Below are 15,094 nucleotides of genomic sequence, written 5' to 3' on the forward strand. Positions count from 1 at the left end.
CCCGGCAAAGGGGGCCGACGGCCCCACGGGTGGGGGCCGTCCGCCCCCCGCGGTCGCGGTCCGGCGGCCCTCAGTCCTCGTCCTCCGGCGCCGTCTCCGGAGTCCCCAGGAGCCGGGCCAGCCGTCCCTGGCCGGCCACCACGTACCCGATGCCGATGCCGAGCGTGACGGCCGTGAACACCACGATGAGCCAGCTGAGCAGGGTGAAGACCAGTCCGAGCGGTCCGAACTGGGTCACGCTGCGGTTCAGCGAGTGGGGCACGTAGAGCCGCGACACCCAGGCGAGCACCGACAGCGCGGCACCGGTGAGAACCGCCCCTGGCAGCAGCGGGAGCCAGGGGACCCGGCCGCCGAGCAGCAGGTGCTGGGTCCACCACCAGAGCAGCGTGGCCGTGATCACGTAGAGCACGATCCCGAGGCCGGAGCCCACGCCGAACCCGGACCGGAGCCGGCCCTGGAGGAGCAGGGCGGTCAGCCACACCAGGAGCCAGGCGAGCCATCGCCAGGCCGCCAGACGCCCCGCCAGGTGGGGCAGGTGCCAGCTCTGCTCGCACAGGCGTTGCAGGATGCGGCTGCAGCTGGTGGCGGAGAGCAGGGTCACCAGGATGCCGATGCCGCCGAAGGTGTCGGTGGTGGAGCTCTCGCCGCTGGGGTGGAGCGCCCCCTTGATCTCGTCGAGCGAGGCGCCCTGGAGCCCGAGGACGGTGCGCAGGGAATCGGAGGCGCTGTCGCGCACCTCCTGGGGCATGAAGGCGGCCAGCACGAACAGCACCGGGATGGCGGTCAGGAAGGTCTGCGCCGCCAGGCGGGTGGCCATGTCCAGGACCCGGACGTGGAGCAGCTGGGCCGCGAGCCGGCGCAGGAACGGGGCCTCGCGCAGGGTGGCCGTCCGTCCCCTCAGCCAGGCGGTCCTGGCGCGGAACCAGTCGGCGCGGCCGGGCTCACCACGCTGTGCCGCCACTGCGCGCTCCCTCCGGTCGATGCCTGTACCCCGGTCCGCCTCGGCCCGCCGTCGGCCCGAGCGCCGAGGGTTCCGTCCAAGACTGGGCGACGGCACGGCGGGCGGCACCTCGGACGGCCCGCCGTTCGGCGCAACGCGCGGACACCGGCGCTCAGGTGCCCCGTCCGCCCCGCCGCCCCCCGTGGACCGGGCCGCGCGTGGGCGCGGCCCGGGCGGTCACCCGGCCGGAGGGAGCGCCCTCGACGGGCGGATCGGCCACGGGGGCACGAGGGTACGAGGCAGGCGCGTACGAGTCAGGCGCGTACGAACCCGCGTGGGCCGGTGAGCACGAGGAGTCAGGGTGAACCGCTGGAGAGCGCTGATCGTCCTGGGCACGGCGCAGTTCCTGATGGTGCTCGACGCGTCGGTGATGAACGTGTCCATCAGCCAGCTGGTCGAGGACTTCGACACCGAGGTCACGGCGATCCAGGCGGTGATCACCCTCTACACGCTGGTGATGGCTGCGTTCATGATCACCGGCGGCAAGCTGGGCGACATGTTCGGGCGCCGCCGGATGTTCATCGTGGGGCTGGTGGTCTACGCCGTGGGGTCGGGGATCACCGCGGTCGCCCCCACCCTGGGGCTGCTGGCGCTCGGCTGGTCGGTGATCGAGGGGCTGGGCGCGGCGCTGGTCCTGCCGGCCCTCGCCGCACTGGTGGCCGGCGCCTACCGGGGGCGGGACCGCGCGACCGCCTACGGTGTCATCGGCGGCCTGGCCGGGGCGGGCATCGCCGTGGGGCCGATGCTCGGCGGGTGGCTGACCACCTACCTGACCTGGCGGCTGGTCTTCGCCGGTGAGGTCGTCCTGGTGGTGGTCATCCTGTTCCTGATGCGCTGGATCGAGCCGCAGCCGGCACCGGAGCACCACCCGCGGCTGGACGTGGTCGGGGTGGTGCTGTCGGCGACCGGGCTGGGGCTGGTGGTGCTGGCCGTGCTGCAGAGCAGCTCCTGGGGCTGGCTCCAGCCCCGCAATCCGCCGTTCACCGTCCTCGGGTTCTCGCCGACGCTCTTCGCCGTGGCGCTCGGCGGGGTGCTCCTGGTGCTGTTCCGGTCGTGGGAGCTGCGCCGGGAGCACCCGCTGGTCAGGTTCGCGCTGTTCGGCATCCCACCGCTGCGGTCCGGCCTGGCCATGCTCTTCAGCCAGAACCTGATCCTCCTCGGGCTGTTCTTCGTCATCCCGCTGTACCTCCAGGTCGTGCAGGGCCAGAACGCCTTCGAGACCGGTCTGCGGCTGCTGCCGGTGTCGATCACGATGCTCGCCGCCTCGATGTCCGGCCCGGTCCTCGGTCGGTTCGCCTCGCCGAGGACGGTCGTGCGGATCGGGCTGCTGGTGCTGTTCGCCTCGTCGCTGTGGCTGGTCGGCACGGTCGGACCGGCCCTCGACGACCTGTCGTTCGCGCTGGCGATGAGCCTGCTGGGGATCGGCATGGGACTGCTCGCCTCGCAACTGGGCAACGTGGTGCAGTCGAGCGTCGGGGAGGCGGACCGCAGCGAGGTCGGCGGGCTGCAGTACACCGCGCAGAACCTCGGCTCGTCCCTGGGCACCGCGTTGATCGGCGCCATCCTGATCGGCGCGCTGACGGTGGCGTTCGGCAACGCCGTCGCCGAGGACCCGCGGATCTCCGACGCGGTGAAGCAGCAGGCGGGCATCAGCATCGAGGCGGGCGTCGCCTTCGTGCCCGCGGACCAGCTCGCCACCGCGCTCGCGGGGACCACCGTGCCGCCGCAGGAGGCGGAGGCCGTCGTCGACTCCTACCGGGAGGCCCAGCTCGACGGCCTCAAGGTGTCGCTGCTGGCCGCCGCCGGGATCACCCTCACCGGCTTCGCCTTCACCGGTCACCTGCCGGCCCGGCGGGCGTCGGACGGGAGCGAGCGGACGCGCGGGGGCGGGGGGACGGGCGGGGCGTAGGGCCTGTCCGGAAGCCGTCGCCGTCGCCGTCGCCGTCGCCGCCGCCGACACCGGCCGTGCCGGTGCCGACGGCGGGCTCAGACGCCGGGCCGGGCGGTGATCCGGCCGCTGTCGATCGCGGCGGTGAGGGCGGCGTGGTCGGTGTCCGTCTGGTCGGCGTACGCGAGGGCGAAGTCGGCGATGGCGCGGTCGAAGGCGTCCCCGGAGCCGAGGTACGCCGCGACGGCGACGCGGTCCCCGGTCCGGGCGTGCCCGCGTGCGAGGGTGCGGCCGCACAGTTCGGCGTACCGGTCCAGCAGCTCGGTGGGCATGCCCTCGATGACGGCGGAGCCCTTCATGTCGCGCAGCTGGCGCCAGTAGAAGTCGCGTCCGGCGGGGCCGGTGGCCCAGCCGAGGAAGACGTCGCCGGCGGCTTGGAGACGCCGTTGTCCGACGACCACCCGTTGGCCCTGGTGCCGGTGGAGGCTGGGCGCGAGGTGCGGTTCCAGCACGGACCGCTCGGCCTCCTTCACCTGGAGGAAGAGCGGCTCACCGGTGGCGCGTCCGCGGAACAGCCCGATGTGGCACCGGGTGCCCACGCTGCCCACGCCGACCACCTTGCGGGCCGCGTGGACCAGCTCGAAGCGGTCGAGCAGCGTCGCCCGCTCCTCGGCCAGCGTGTCCCGGTAGTCCAGGAGGATCTGCCGCAGGCGGGGCAGTTCCTCGGGGTCCATCGGTTCCAGCAGCGGCGGGTCGCTGACGATCCGGGGTGTGCCGTCCGGGCCGGGCTCGGTGAGTTTGGCCAGCGCCTGCAGGTTGGTGCGCCCGCGTGCCTTCGCCAGGGCGGCCCGGACGCGCTTGCGGTACGCCGGTTCCCGGATCATCGGCAGCAGCTCGGCGGTGTCCACCCGTTCGTACCAGACGTCGAGTTCCCCGAGGCCGGCGAGCCGGCGCATGGCGAGGCGGTACGCCCGGGCGCAGGAGAGCGCCACGGCCCGGGCGGATCCGTCGGGCTCCCCGTTCTCGCGGGCGGCCACGGCGACGCTCGCGGCCAGGCGTTTGACGTCCCACTCGAAGGGGCCGGGCAGGGTCTCGTCGAAGTCGTTGAGGTCGAAGAGCAGGGCGCGCTCCGGCGAGGCGAAGAGCCCGAAGTTGCACAGGTGGGCGTCCCCGCAGAGCTGGACGGTGAGGCCGGTGTTCGGGGAGGCGGCGAGGTCGGCGGCCATGACGGCGGGCGCGCCGCGCAGGAAGGCGAAGCGGGAGGCCGCCATCCGGCCGTAGCGGATCGGCACCAGCTCCGGGACGCGGGTGGCGGCCTGGGCCTCCAGGATGTCGACGGGGTCGGCCCGGTCCGGCCCGGGGGCCCAGATCCCGTGGGCCGAGCGCGGCACGGTCCGACGGGCCAGGCGACCCGTCGGGACCGCGCCGGCGGGCGACTCGGGCGGCGCCGCCGTCATGCCCGCACCTGCCGGTGCGTCGCGCGGGTGGCCTGCCTGATGGTCCCGATGACGTGCGCGAGGGCGTGGGCCACCGTGCCGGCCAGGACGAACAGGACGCTGATGAGGATCCAGCCGTCCTTCTCGTCGACGCTGAGGTCGCCCGGGTGCACCGGGCCGGTCGGCGCGGGTGCGCGCTGCGGCGCGGGGCGCAGGAGTTCCCTGGTGATCGCGACGATGCCCGACAGCGCGTGCGCGATCGCGCCGGCGACGATCATCGCGGACCCGAGGACGAGCCAGCCGACTCGGCCGAGCTCGTCGGGTGAGGCTGCGCCGCTGTGACGTGACGCGTGGTGGTGGATACCGAGCACCTGGCTCGCCTCCTTGCGGGGTTCGACGGATTCGTCGGGGTGGTGGAACGGTTCTCCTGAAGGTCTCCTACAGGTCTCCTACGGTCCTCCTGCGGCGTTCATCGGGCCGGTCCCGTGCGCGGGGTCGCGCGGCGGCGGTCCGGGAGGCGAAGAGGCTCGGGGAGTCGAAGCGCGGGGAGCACCACCGGTCGATGTCGCCGCCGGTGGCCACGAGCGCGGCGGTCCGAAGGCCGCCGATGATCCCGTGCTCGGCGATCGGGGGGCAGGGGTTCACGGCGAGCTCTTCGACGGACGAAGAGGGACACATCCTTCCCCCACGCTACGAGCGGCGGCCGCGTCCCGGATCACCCGGAGCGGGTGAGCGCGGGCGCGCCGGGAGCCGCGGCGCGGGTGATGATGGCCGCGACGGACCCATCGGCCGTCCTCGCGGCGACGACGGGAGCAGGCCGGCCGTGACAACGCCTCGCAGTCGCACCCCCGCCCCGCGCGAACCGGCCCGGGGCGCGGCCCGGAACCGGACCGACTACGCCGGAGCGGTGTACGGCTCGATGCTCGCCGCCTCCGTGATCGCGGCCTCCAGCCTCAGCGGACCGCACCCCCGGCTGTCGCTCATCCTGCTACTGGTGATCACCGGGATCGTGTTCTGGATCGCCCACGTCTACGCGCACGTGGCCGGACAGCGCGAGGCCGGCCGCCAGGTCACCTGGAACCAGGTGCGCGAGGTCGGCCGGCACGAGTGGCCGCTGGTCGAGGCGTCGGCGCTGCCCGCCCTGGCGGTGCTGGTCAGCCCGTGGCTGGGGGCGGGGGAGAACGCCTGGCTCGCCCTCGGGGTCGCCGTGGCCCAGCAGGTGGCCTGGGCGGCTCTGGGCGCCCGCCGGGCGGGCGCCTCGCCGGGGCAGATCGCCGCCGAGGGCGCGGTCAACCTGGTGCTCGGCCTGGTCATCGTGGCGGCCAAGGTCGCCGTCGGGCACTGAACCAGTCGGGCACCGAATCAGCCCTCGGGCACCGAATCAGCCGTCGAGCACGGCATCACCCGCGGCGGGTGATGCCGCCGCCGGGCCGACGGTGATCGGCCGGTCCGGCCGGTGCTCAGCCGGCCAGGAGCCGCTGCTTCTGGGTGGCGAACTCCTCCTCGGTGAGGACGCCCTGGTCCTTCAGCTGCGCCAGCTGCTGCAGCTGGGCGATCTTCGCGTCCATGCCCGTCGGGGCCGGTGCGGCCGGTGCGGCCGGAGCGGGCGGCGGCGGGGGCGGCGGCGCGGGTTCGGCCGCCACGTCCTGTTGCGCCCAACGACCCGCCTGGCGACGGGAGACCCGGTTGGACACGGCGGTCGCCGTTCCGGCGACGACGGCGGTGCGCGCGACACCGCGCAGCAGTCCAGGCATGACTCGTACTCCTCTCGGCGACTTCACGCGGTGGCGGACGGCCCGGAGGCGGCGCCCGGATCGCTGCCGGCGTCACCCTCCAGCTCGTCCAGGGAGCGCAGCAGCTCCGGCATCGGCACCCGGCCGCTGGCGACCACCCGGGCGCCGCTGTGGCGCAGGGCCGTGGCGAACGGTGCGGCCCAGGTGTTCTCGTAGATGAGCACACCGGCCGAGTTGCCGGGCTCGATGACCCCGGCGGCCTCGCTCAGGTCGCCGGCGTCCAGCAGGCCCGAGCCGGCGCCCTCGAAGACGGCCAGGTCCAGGCGGCCGTCACCGTCGAAGTCGGCGATCTCCATGCCCGCGACGGTGCCGTCGGCGTCCTTGCGCACGAAGGCGAAGTCCAGGATGCGGATCAGCCCCCGGTCCACCAGGTCGATCAGCAGCGGAAGCCCTTCCCCGGTCATCCGGTTGCCGGGGAACTCGACCACCAGGTAGTCGATGGGCCCGGTCTCGGCGAGGTCGTCCTCGGCCATGTCGGTGCTCCTTTCGGGGGGAGTCCCTCGCCCGGCCCGACGGGCCGGCACTGGTTCGACCGTAGGGGCCCCGCCGCGCCCGCGGATCACCTGCCCGGGGTGAGGCGACGGCCCGGTGCCGGGCGAGCGCCGGGCCGGGCGTACGGGTCGGGCGTACGGGCCGGGCGCCGCCGCGCGCTCCTCCGGGCGGCCCAGCCCGGCGTGCCGGACGGGGGCCCGTGCGGCGTGAATGGAGTCCAGCGGCGCCTTGGCCGCGCAGTGAACGCCGGGAGGATCGTTGAGCGGGCCGAGTGAACCCCAGCCGTCCGAGCCCCCGCCGGGTGGGCCCCCGCCGGGTGGGTCGGCGAACCAGGGCGCCTCCGCCGGGCCCCGGCACCCCTCCCGGGCGGGCCGGATCGTCCGGAGCACCGTCTCGGCCGTGCTGATCACGTTGACCTGCATCCTGGTGCCGGTCTCGCTGCTCACGGTCTGGGTGCACGACATCGCGCTGGACACCGACCGGTACGTCTCCACGGTCGCGCCGCTGGCCACGAACCCGGCGATCCAGGACGCCGCGGTCCACCGGATCACCGAGGCGGTGGACGTGAAGGTGGACGGCCCGGAGGTCGCGTCCGACCTGGCCGCGTGGTTGCAGGCGCAGGGCCTGCCGCCCCGGGCCGCGTCCGCCGTCAAGTCGCTGGGGCCCAAGATCGACGACGCGGTGGACCAGGTGGTCACCAAGGCGGCGACCAAGGTGGTGCAGAGCGACGCCTTCGACACCGTCTGGACGCAGGCGAACCGCGCCGCCCACGCGGCCGTGGTCCAGGCCCTGACCGGGCACGGCCGCGGCGCGGTGGGCGTCAGCGACGGCACGGTCACCCTCGACGTCGGGAAGGCCGTGGACCAGCTGAAGGAGGAGCTGGTGGCCGCGGGGCTGACACCGGCCGAGAAGATCCCGGACGTGAACAAGCAGCTGGTGCTGTTCCAGTCCGACAAGCTGGCCAAGGTCCGCGGCGCCGCGCACGCGCTGGACGTGGTGGGCAACTGGCTGCCGGTGATCACCGTGCTGTTGGGCCTGGTCGGCGTCCTGCTGGCCCGGCGCCGGCGCCGGGCCCTGGTGTCCACGGCGCTCGGAGCGGCCGGGGCCAGCCTGCTGGTGGCGATCGCCCTGGTCATCGCCCGGCACTACTACCTCGACCACCTGCCACCCGCCGTGCAGTCCCCGTCCGCCGCGGCCGCGGTCTTCGACACGCTGGTGAGGTTCCTGCGGGTCAGCCTGCGCACCGCGATCGTCCTGGGCATCGTGATCGCGCTCGGCGCCTACCTCTCCGGGGCGGGACGGCTGCCGCGCGCCGTGCGCGGCGGGGCCGACCACGCCGCGGACTCGGTCGCCCGCTGGAGCGACGCGCACGGCGTGCACACCGGGCGGGCCGGCACCTGGACCGACGCCCACCGCCGCTGGCTCGTCCTCGCGGCGCTGCTGATCGTGGCCCTGGTGTTCGCCCTCTGGAACCACCCGACGGTGCTGACCGTGCTGCTGCTCGTCCTCGTGCTCCTCGCCGTCCTCGCCGTCCTGGCCCTGCTCGCCGCATCCGGACGGGTCGGCCCGCCCCGACGCGCCGAGGCGGCCGAATCGGGCGGCGCCCCCGGACCGGGCGGTGCGGCCGGACCGGGCGCCGGTCCCGGCCCGGACGGCGGCGAGGGCCCGCGGAAGGAGGGCTGACCGGGCTCCACCAGGGCCGTACGGGCCACGGCCGCGGACGGGACGACGCCACGACAGGACGGGGATCCGGCTCTACCGTGAACGTAGGACTTCTGTTCCACCCCCGCCCACCGCGGTCCGCGAGGCGGATGCCATCGAAGGAGTCACTGTCATGACGAGCAGCGTCAGTGGAGTCGGCAGCAGCCACATCCCCCAGCCCCAGCGGCACCCCTACGCGTCCGGGTGGACCATCTTCGCGGGGGTCATGCTGATCACCGGCGGTCTCATGGCGATCTTCGAAGGGATCTCCGTCATCGCCAAGGACGACCTGGTCGTCGTCACCCGCAACTACGTGTACTCGATGAACACCGCGGGATGGGGGTGGATCCACCTCATCATCGGCGTCCTCGTCGTCGTGGCGGGCATAGCGGTCTTCAGCGGCGCACTCTGGGCCCGGATCTTCGGTGTCGCCATCGCAGGGCTGGGGATGATCGCCAACTTCCTGTGGCTTCCCTACTACCCGGCGTGGGCCATCGTCCTGATCGCGATCGACGCCCTCGTCATCTGGGGCCTGTGCCACGGCGGCCTCAAGCAGGCGGGCGAGTGACGTCCGAGGAGGCCCGTCCCTGACAGCGTGACCGGCCCGGATCCCGGCGTCCGCCGAGGTCCGGGCCGCCGCGTGCCCACCGGGCGGCTCACCGCCGGACCGCCGCGGCCGTCCCGGTGAGGGGCTCCGTCCGGCCCGGCGGGCCGACGGGAAGCCCTGTGAGGCCCGGGTGAAGGTCGTGGGTGGGGCCGGTGATCGGCCGTTGATCGGGCGTAGACGGCGAGCCAGGAGCATCGGGAACCGAGGGAGCCGGTCGGAGGCCACAGCCTGATCACCGGGTCCCGCACGGCCGGACCACGGGCCGTGCGGGACCCGCGCTGCGGCCGCCACCGGTCCCGACCCCAGGAGCAGTCCGGACCACGAAGGGCAGACGAGGCATGGACGGCGGGCAGTCGGTGCAAGCGGTGAGAACGGCGGCGGGCTTCGGCGAGCTGCTGCGGCTACGGCGCGAGCGGGTCGGACTGACCCAGCAGTGCCTGGCCGATCACGCGACCCTGAGCGTGCGGGCGATCCGGGACATGGAGAGCGGCCGGGTGCGCCGGCCCCGCAACGAGACCGTCCGGCTGCTGGCGGACGCGCTGCGGCTGGAGGGCCGCAGCCGGACGGACTTCGAGGAGGCCGCCCGCCGCCACCCGCTCGCCGACGAGCCGGTGGCCGAGCCGGCCGCCCCGCCGGTGGCGCGCGGCGCGATCGTCGGCCGGGAGATGGAGGCCGAGGTGCTGGCCGACGCCTTCGCCGTGCACGGGGACCGGCTGGTCTCGCTGGTGGGCCTCGGCGGGGTGGGCAAGACCCGGCTCGCCCTGGAGGTCGCCCGCCGGCTGCACCTGGCCGTCCGCTGGTCGGTGCGCTGGGTGGACTGCGGCGGCGGCCCGCACCCCTGGCGCGCACCGCTGGACGACCTCGTCCGGGACATCGGCGACCGGCCCGCCCTGCTGGTCCTGGACGGCGCCGACGGCGGGGTGGACGCCGGTCAGCTGGACGGGCTGTTCCGCCACTGCCCCGGGCTGCGGGTGCTGATCACCGCCCGGGAGGCCCGGCCGCTGCCCGGGGGACAGGTCATCCCGCTCGCGCCGCTGCCCGTCCCGGCCCCCGAACTCGACGCCGAACCGGAGGCGCTGGCCCAGGTCGGGGCCGTCCGGCTGCTGCTCTCGCACCTGTGCCGGCTGCGCCCCGGCTACACCCTGGAGCGCTCCGAGGCGCCCGCCGTCGCGGAGCTCTGCCGCCGACTGGACGGCCTGCCGGGCGCGCTGGAGCGGGCGGCCGGGTGGGCGCTGGTGCAGTCCACCGCCCAGCTGGTGGCCGGGCTGGCGGCCGTCCCGTTCACACTGGCGGCGCCGCCCGTCGTCTTCGGCGCGCGCGGTGACCTGCGGGACGAGGTGGAGCCGGCGATCCGATGCCTGACGGACCGTCAGCGTGCCCTGCTGGAAGTGCTCGTGGACGAGCCGGGGGACTGGTCGGGGGAGGACGCGGTGGTCCGCAGCGGCTGGACCCTGCAGGCCTGCCTGGCCACGGTGCACGAACTGCTGTCGCGCGGGCTGATCCGCAGCGTGCCCGCCCGGGACGGCGTGCGCTTCACGGTGCTCAACCTGTGCCGGCGCCTCGTCCGGGAGGAGCCCGGGCTCCGGCTCGGGCCGGCCGGGGACGGCCCGCTGCTGGCCGTCGCGGGCTGACCGCTGCCGGGGCGGCCGGCAGAGGGTCGACCGTTGCCGGGGCGGCCGTCGTGGGCCGACCGTTGCCGGGACGGCCGTCGTGGGCCGACCGTTGCCGGGACGGCCGTCGTGGGCCGACCGTCGCCGGGACGGCCGGCAGGGGGCCGACCACCACCGTCGAACGGCCGCCGATTCTGCCGCTTAATGCCGCAGGAGCTGCCGCTTGCCGGGCCCGATCGTTCCTAGCGTTCTCCATGGGGCCGGACCGCCGCGAATGCGCGCCGGAAGCCCGTCGAGGATCTCTACCGATGAGGGCTGAGTTGTGGAGCACGGAAATGCCGAACAGAACGGTCTGGACGTCGTCGTGACGACGACGGCCTCGGATTCCCACACCTGGAACCTGGTCTTCCTCCAGTTCCTGCTGGAGGAGATGGGCCACCGGGTGACGAATCTGGGCGCGTGCGTCCCGGACTCGCTGCTGCTCTCCGAATGCCGCCGGATCGAACCGGACCTGATCGTGATCAGCAGCGTCAACGGGCACGGCCACCAGGAGGGCCTGCGGGTGATCGAGGCCCTCCGCGCCTGTCCGGAACTGCGGCGCACCCCGACCGTCATCGGCGGCAAGCTCGGCATCGCCGGGGCCGACGACCCCGACCGCGAGCGGACGCTGCTGGCAGCCGGCTTCGACGCGGTCTTCGAGGAGGGCGCCGCGGTGGCCGCGTTCCGCGCGTTCGTCGCCGGACTGCGCTCCGAGGTCCTGCTGTGACCGCTCCCGCCCGGGCGGGCTTCGGCGCGTTCGTGGCCCAGGCCGCCGAGGCGGGCGCCCTGGTGGTCCAGCCCCGGATGGGCATGGCGCAGGCCGCCGTGATGCGGGAGGGCCTGCTCGCCACCCGCGGGGCGGCCGCCGTCACCGTCGGCACCATCACCCTGGACAGCTACACCCGCACCGGCGACCTCGCGGCCGCGCGCCGCGCCCTGGCCGCCGGGGCGGGCCTCAACGGCTACCCGATCGCCACCCACCCCGTCGAGGTCACCCGGGCGGTGCTGCACGGGGTGGCGGACGCGGGCTTCCCGGTGCAGGTCCGGCACGGCTCGGCCGCGCCGGAGCGGATCTTCGAGGCGCTGCTGGCGGCCGGCCTGGACGCCACCGAGGGCGGACCGGTCTCCTACTGCCTGCCGTACGGCCGCACCCCGCTGCACGAGGCGGTGGCGCGCTGGCGGCGCAGTTGCGAAATCCTGGCCTCCGTCCGGGAGTTCGGCGCGGAGCCGCACCTGGAGACCTTCGGTGGCTGCATGATGGGGCAGCTCTGCCCGCCCTCGCTGCTGATCGCCATCAGCGTGCTGGAGGCGCTGTTCTTCCGCCAGCACGGGCTGCGCAGCATCTCGCTCAGCTACGCCCAGCAGGCCAACGCCCGCCAGGACGAGGAGGCGCTGGCCGCGCTCGGCCGGATCGCGGGGGACCTCCTCCCGGACGTCGACCGGCACCTCGTGGTGTACGCGTACATGGGCGTCTACCCGCGCTCGCCCGGCGGCGCGCGGCTGCTGCTGGAGGACGCGGCGCGGCTCGCGGTGCGCGGCGGGGCGGCCCGGCTGATCGTCAAGACCACGGCCGAGGCCCACCGCATCCCGACCGTCGCCGAGAACGTCCGGGCGCTGGAGACCGCCGCCGCGGCCGCCACGGCGGAGCGCCTGCGCCTGCGGGGCGCCGAGGACCTGAGCGCGAGGACGCCCCCGGGGCCCGCCGCCGGGCCGACGCCGGACACCGGGATCGAGGCCGAGGCCAGGGCGCTGATCGGTGCGGTGCTCGACCTGGACGCCGACCTCGGCCGGGCCCTGGTGCGGGCGTTCGCGGCCGGCTACCTGGACGTGCCGTACTGCCTGCACCCCGACAACGCCGGGCGGACGGCCTGCTCGCTGGGCCCGGACGGGAGGCTGCACTGGTCCGCCGTCGGCTCGATGCCGATCGCGGGGCTCGTCGAGCGCGGCCGCGCGCCGATCCTCGGCTCGGCCGGGCTGCTGGCCGCCCTCTCCCACGTCCAGCGCGACTACGACGGCCGGGCCGAGTACGCGGCGGCCGCCGCCTCCGCGTCCGCCGCGCGGGGCCTGCCCGTGGCGCGCTGAGCCGCGCGCAGGGCCGCCCGCCGAGCCGCCTGCCGGGCCGAGGCACTCCCGCCCACCCGGAGCTCCACCGACCACCCCAGAGAAGAGGACCCCGATCATGCCCGACGCCACGCCCCTGCCCCCGACCGACCCGGGCCGGCACCTGACCGCTCCGGCCACCCGCAGCGCCCTGCGGATCCAACAGCAACTGCTCACCGCCGCCCGCGAGTTCCTGCGAGGCCGGGGCTTCACCGAGCTGCTGCCGCCGATCATCGGCCCGGTCACCGACCCCGGCGCCCGCGGCTCCAAGCAGGTGGACATCGACTTCTACGGCCACCGCTACAAGCTGATGACCAGCGCGATCCTGTACAAGCAGGCCTCGCTGCTCGCCTTCGACAAGATCTTCTGCATCGCCCCGAACGTCCGGCTGGAGCCGCTGGAGACCGCCGGGACGAACCGGCACCTGGCCGAGTTCCACCAGCTGGACGTGGAGATCGCCGGCGCGAGCCGGGACGACGCCGTCCAGCTGGCCGAGGAGCTGGTGGTGCACATGGTCGACAGCGCGGTGCGCGAACTGCCGAAGGAGTTCGCCGAACTCGGCCGGGACCCGCAGGCCTTCGCCGAGCTCCTGAAGGGCTCCTTCGGCCGCGTCCGGCACGCGGAGGCGGTCGCCGAACTGCGCGGCATCGGGCACCCGCAGAGCTCCGACGCCGAACTCGACTGGGAGGGCGAGGCGTTGCTGTCGGCCCGGCGCGACCGGCCGTTCTTCGTCACCGACTACCCGAAGGGCTCGCGCGGCTTCTACGACCGCGAGCACCCCCAGGACCCGGGCCTGCTGCGGAACTTCGACCTGCTCGCGCCCGAGGGCTACGGCGAGCTGTGCAGCGGCAGCCAGCGCACCAACGACTACGCGGAGATCATCACCCGGATGCGGGAGACCGGCGAGAACCCGCAGAAGTACCGCTGGTACCTCGACCTGGTGCGCGAGGGCGTGCCGGCCAGCGCGGGCTTCGGCATCGGCGTCGAGCGGTTCACCCGGTACGTCGCCGGGCTGGACGCCGTCTGGCAGGCCAGCGCGTTCCCCAAGCTCGCCGGGGTGGTGTCACCGTGAGCGAGCGGAGCGAGCTCACCGTCGAGGGGGGCGAGTGGGTGAACGCCCCTGCCGAGCGGAGCGAGGTGGGCCGCGTGACCGCCGATCTGACCGCACCGGGCTTCCCGGCGGAGGAGGTCCGGCGGCGCGCCCGCGTCGGGGCGGCCGCCGCGTTCCCGCCCGCCGAGGAGTACGGGCGGGTGCTGTTCGGCGCCGGCCGGCCCGGGGAGGCGGCGCCGGACGACGTGCTCGACGCCCTGCGGATCGTCCCGCCGCTGTTCCTGCCCCAGCGGCTCGCCAAGCTGATCGACCTCGGCCGCGAGCCCGACTACCGCGACGTGGAACTCGCCACCACCATCGGTGGGTTCGCCTCCGCGCTGCCGGTCTACGTCTCCGCGACCGGCTCCACCCGGGCGGCCGGCGGCGACCTCGGGCTGGCCCTGAGCCGGCAGGCCGGTGCGCTGGGGATCCCGATGGTGATCGGCGAGAACGTGGTGCCGGTCAACGGCTACGGCCGGCTCGGCGAGGCGGCCGACCGCACCCTGCTCGGCCGGCTGCGCGCCTACGCCGAGGACCTCCCGGACGGCCTCGGCGGCGTGGCCGTCCAGCAGAGCACCGAGGATGCCGACGCCGAGGTGTGGAACCTCGTCCACAGCGATCCGGCCGCCCTACCGCTGCTCGAATCCGGGCGCCTGGCCTTCGAGTTGAAGGTCGGCCAGGGGGCCAAACCGGGTCTGGGCGGGATGACCGTGCTGGACGCGGAGGCCGCCGCCGGGCTCGGCGACCGCTTCGGGCTGGATCCGCTGTTCGGTGACGGCCGGGTGCTGCGCGCCGCCACCCCGGGCACCTTCACCGCGGAGATCCTGCGCCAGCAGATCCGGCTGATGCGCAACAACTACCCGCGGGTGCGGATCTGGGTGAAGCTCTACCCCGGCCGGGACGTGGCCGAGGCGGCCAGGGTGGCGCACGAGGCCGGTGCGGACGCCGTGGTGGTGGACGGCGCCGAGGGTGGCACCGGCTGGGCGCCGGGGGTGTTCCTGCCGCACGTCGGTCTGCCGCTCGCGGAGTGCCTGCGCCGGCTGGCGGACGCGCCGCCGCCCTCGCTGCTGGTCTCCGGACGGATCTGGGAGGGTGCCCGGGCGGTCAAGAGCCTGGCGCTGGGGGCCCGCGCGGTGGGGCTCGGACGGGCGGCGCTGCTCGCCGTCGCGGAGGACCGGGAATCCGGACTGCACCGTTTCGCGGAATGCCTGGCGCTGGAACTCCGGCTGCTGATCAGCGCGCTCGGGAAATACTCCCCCGAGGCCTTGGACCGGGCCGACGTCTGGTCTCCCGGGAATTTCTGAACCACTCCGGCCGGTGGTCCTGGCCTGCCCGGAA

At 74.8% G+C, this 15,094-nt stretch carries 15 protein-coding genes; 9 read left to right on the forward strand and 6 right to left on the reverse strand.

From position 1 onward, the window contains the following. Positions 1-70 precede the first annotated feature (70 nt). A complete protein-coding gene (locus ABZ449_RS13405; protein ID WP_360344938.1) occupies positions 71-961 on the reverse strand; it encodes a YhjD/YihY/BrkB family envelope integrity protein in 891 nt (296 codons plus the stop codon). Positions 962-1,301: 340 nt separating this feature from the next. Here ABZ449_RS13405 and ABZ449_RS13410 point away from each other — a divergent pair, with 340 nt between their 5' ends. Then, positions 1,302-2,909 (forward strand): MFS transporter, encoded by a 1,608-nt coding sequence (locus ABZ449_RS13410; protein ID WP_360344940.1) that lies wholly within the window; start codon positions 1,302-1,304, stop codon positions 2,907-2,909. Between the two features lie 77 nt (positions 2,910-2,986). Here the strand turns inward: ABZ449_RS13410 and ABZ449_RS13415 are convergent, their stop codons facing one another. The 3 genes from ABZ449_RS13415 to ABZ449_RS13425 all read right to left on the reverse strand — a co-directional run bounded on the left by ABZ449_RS13415 (position 2,987) and on the right by ABZ449_RS13425 (position 4,969). Further along, the gene (locus ABZ449_RS13415) at positions 2,987-4,345 is read right to left on the reverse strand and encodes a DUF2252 domain-containing protein (RefSeq protein ID WP_360344942.1); all 1,359 of its coding nucleotides are present in this window, start codon (positions 4,343-4,345) and stop codon (positions 2,987-2,989) included. Continuing rightward, entirely contained in the window at positions 4,342-4,695 is a 354-nt protein-coding gene (locus tag ABZ449_RS13420) for a hypothetical protein (protein WP_360344944.1), read from the reverse strand. The genes ABZ449_RS13415 and ABZ449_RS13420 overlap by 4 nt, the downstream gene beginning before the upstream one ends. A gap of 67 nt (positions 4,696-4,762) precedes the next feature. Then, the gene (locus ABZ449_RS13425) at positions 4,763-4,969 is read right to left on the reverse strand and encodes a hypothetical protein (RefSeq protein WP_360345066.1); all 207 of its coding nucleotides are present in this window, start codon (positions 4,967-4,969) and stop codon (positions 4,763-4,765) included. 178 nt (positions 4,970-5,147) lie between these two features. On the opposite strand from ABZ449_RS13425, the gene ABZ449_RS13430 reads away from it, so the two are divergent. Continuing rightward, positions 5,148-5,669 carry a hypothetical protein gene (locus tag ABZ449_RS13430; protein WP_360344946.1) on the forward strand — a complete coding sequence of 174 codons (522 nt, stop codon included), beginning with the start codon at positions 5,148-5,150 and terminating at the stop codon, positions 5,667-5,669. Positions 5,670-5,784: 115 nt separating this feature from the next. Here ABZ449_RS13430 and ABZ449_RS13435 read toward each other — a convergent pair whose 3' ends face one another. Continuing rightward, on the reverse strand, positions 5,785-6,078 hold the full coding sequence (locus ABZ449_RS13435) for an SHOCT domain-containing protein (RefSeq protein ID WP_360344948.1): 294 nt from the start codon (positions 6,076-6,078) through the stop codon (positions 5,785-5,787). A gap of 23 nt (positions 6,079-6,101) precedes the next feature. Further along, entirely contained in the window at positions 6,102-6,590 is a 489-nt protein-coding gene (locus tag ABZ449_RS13440; protein ID WP_360344950.1) for a DUF6325 family protein, read from the reverse strand. 418 nt (positions 6,591-7,008) lie between these two features. Here ABZ449_RS13440 and ABZ449_RS13445 point away from each other — a divergent pair, with 418 nt between their 5' ends. The 7 genes from ABZ449_RS13445 (at position 7,009) to ABZ449_RS13475 (ending at position 15,060) form a co-directional block, all read left to right on the forward strand. Further along, positions 7,009-8,292 carry a hypothetical protein gene (locus tag ABZ449_RS13445; protein ID WP_360344952.1) on the forward strand — a complete coding sequence of 428 codons (1,284 nt, stop codon included), beginning with the start codon at positions 7,009-7,011 and terminating at the stop codon, positions 8,290-8,292. Positions 8,293-8,443: 151 nt separating this feature from the next. After that, positions 8,444-8,878 (forward strand): hypothetical protein, encoded by a 435-nt coding sequence (locus tag ABZ449_RS13450; protein ID WP_360344954.1) that lies wholly within the window; start codon positions 8,444-8,446, stop codon positions 8,876-8,878. Between the two features lie 404 nt (positions 8,879-9,282). After that, a complete protein-coding gene (locus ABZ449_RS13455) occupies positions 9,283-10,548 on the forward strand; it encodes a helix-turn-helix domain-containing protein (protein WP_360344956.1) in 1,266 nt (421 codons plus the stop codon). Positions 10,549-10,849: 301 nt separating this feature from the next. Next, a complete protein-coding gene (locus ABZ449_RS13460) occupies positions 10,850-11,293 on the forward strand; it encodes a cobalamin-dependent protein (RefSeq protein ID WP_360344957.1) in 444 nt (147 codons plus the stop codon). Then, positions 11,290-12,648, forward strand: a complete 1,359-nt coding sequence (locus ABZ449_RS13465) for a methylaspartate mutase (protein ID WP_360344959.1) — start codon at positions 11,290-11,292, stop codon at positions 12,646-12,648. The genes ABZ449_RS13460 and ABZ449_RS13465 overlap by 4 nt, the downstream gene beginning before the upstream one ends. A 97-nt stretch (positions 12,649-12,745) precedes the next feature. Then, positions 12,746-13,738, forward strand: coding sequence for an asparagine synthetase A (locus ABZ449_RS13470; protein ID WP_360344961.1), 993 nt, complete (start codon positions 12,746-12,748; stop codon positions 13,736-13,738). Positions 13,739-13,812: 74 nt separating this feature from the next. Then, positions 13,813-15,060 (forward strand): glutamate synthase-related protein, encoded by a 1,248-nt coding sequence (locus ABZ449_RS13475; RefSeq protein ID WP_360345062.1) that lies wholly within the window; start codon positions 13,813-13,815, stop codon positions 15,058-15,060. Positions 15,061-15,094 lie beyond the last annotated feature (34 nt).

Origin of the sequence: Kitasatospora sp. NPDC005856, assembly GCF_040629945.1 — a bacterium.
Classification (GTDB): domain Bacteria; phylum Actinomycetota; class Actinomycetes; order Streptomycetales; family Streptomycetaceae; genus Kitasatospora.

Coding starts and splice junctions, on each gene's coding strand:
- ABZ449_RS13415 (WP_360344942.1), bottom strand. CDS start 4,345: ATGACGGCGGCGCCGCCCGAGTCGCCCGCCGGCGCGGTCCCGACGGGT.
- ABZ449_RS13435 (WP_360344948.1), bottom strand. CDS start 6,078: ATGCCTGGACTGCTGCGCGGTGTCGCGCGCACCGCCGTCGTCGCCGGA.
- ABZ449_RS13440 (WP_360344950.1), bottom strand. CDS start 6,590: ATGGCCGAGGACGACCTCGCCGAGACCGGGCCCATCGACTACCTGGTG.
- ABZ449_RS13450 (WP_360344954.1), top strand. CDS start 8,444: ATGACGAGCAGCGTCAGTGGAGTCGGCAGCAGCCACATCCCCCAGCCC.
- ABZ449_RS13470 (WP_360344961.1), top strand. CDS start 12,746: ATGCCCGACGCCACGCCCCTGCCCCCGACCGACCCGGGCCGGCACCTG.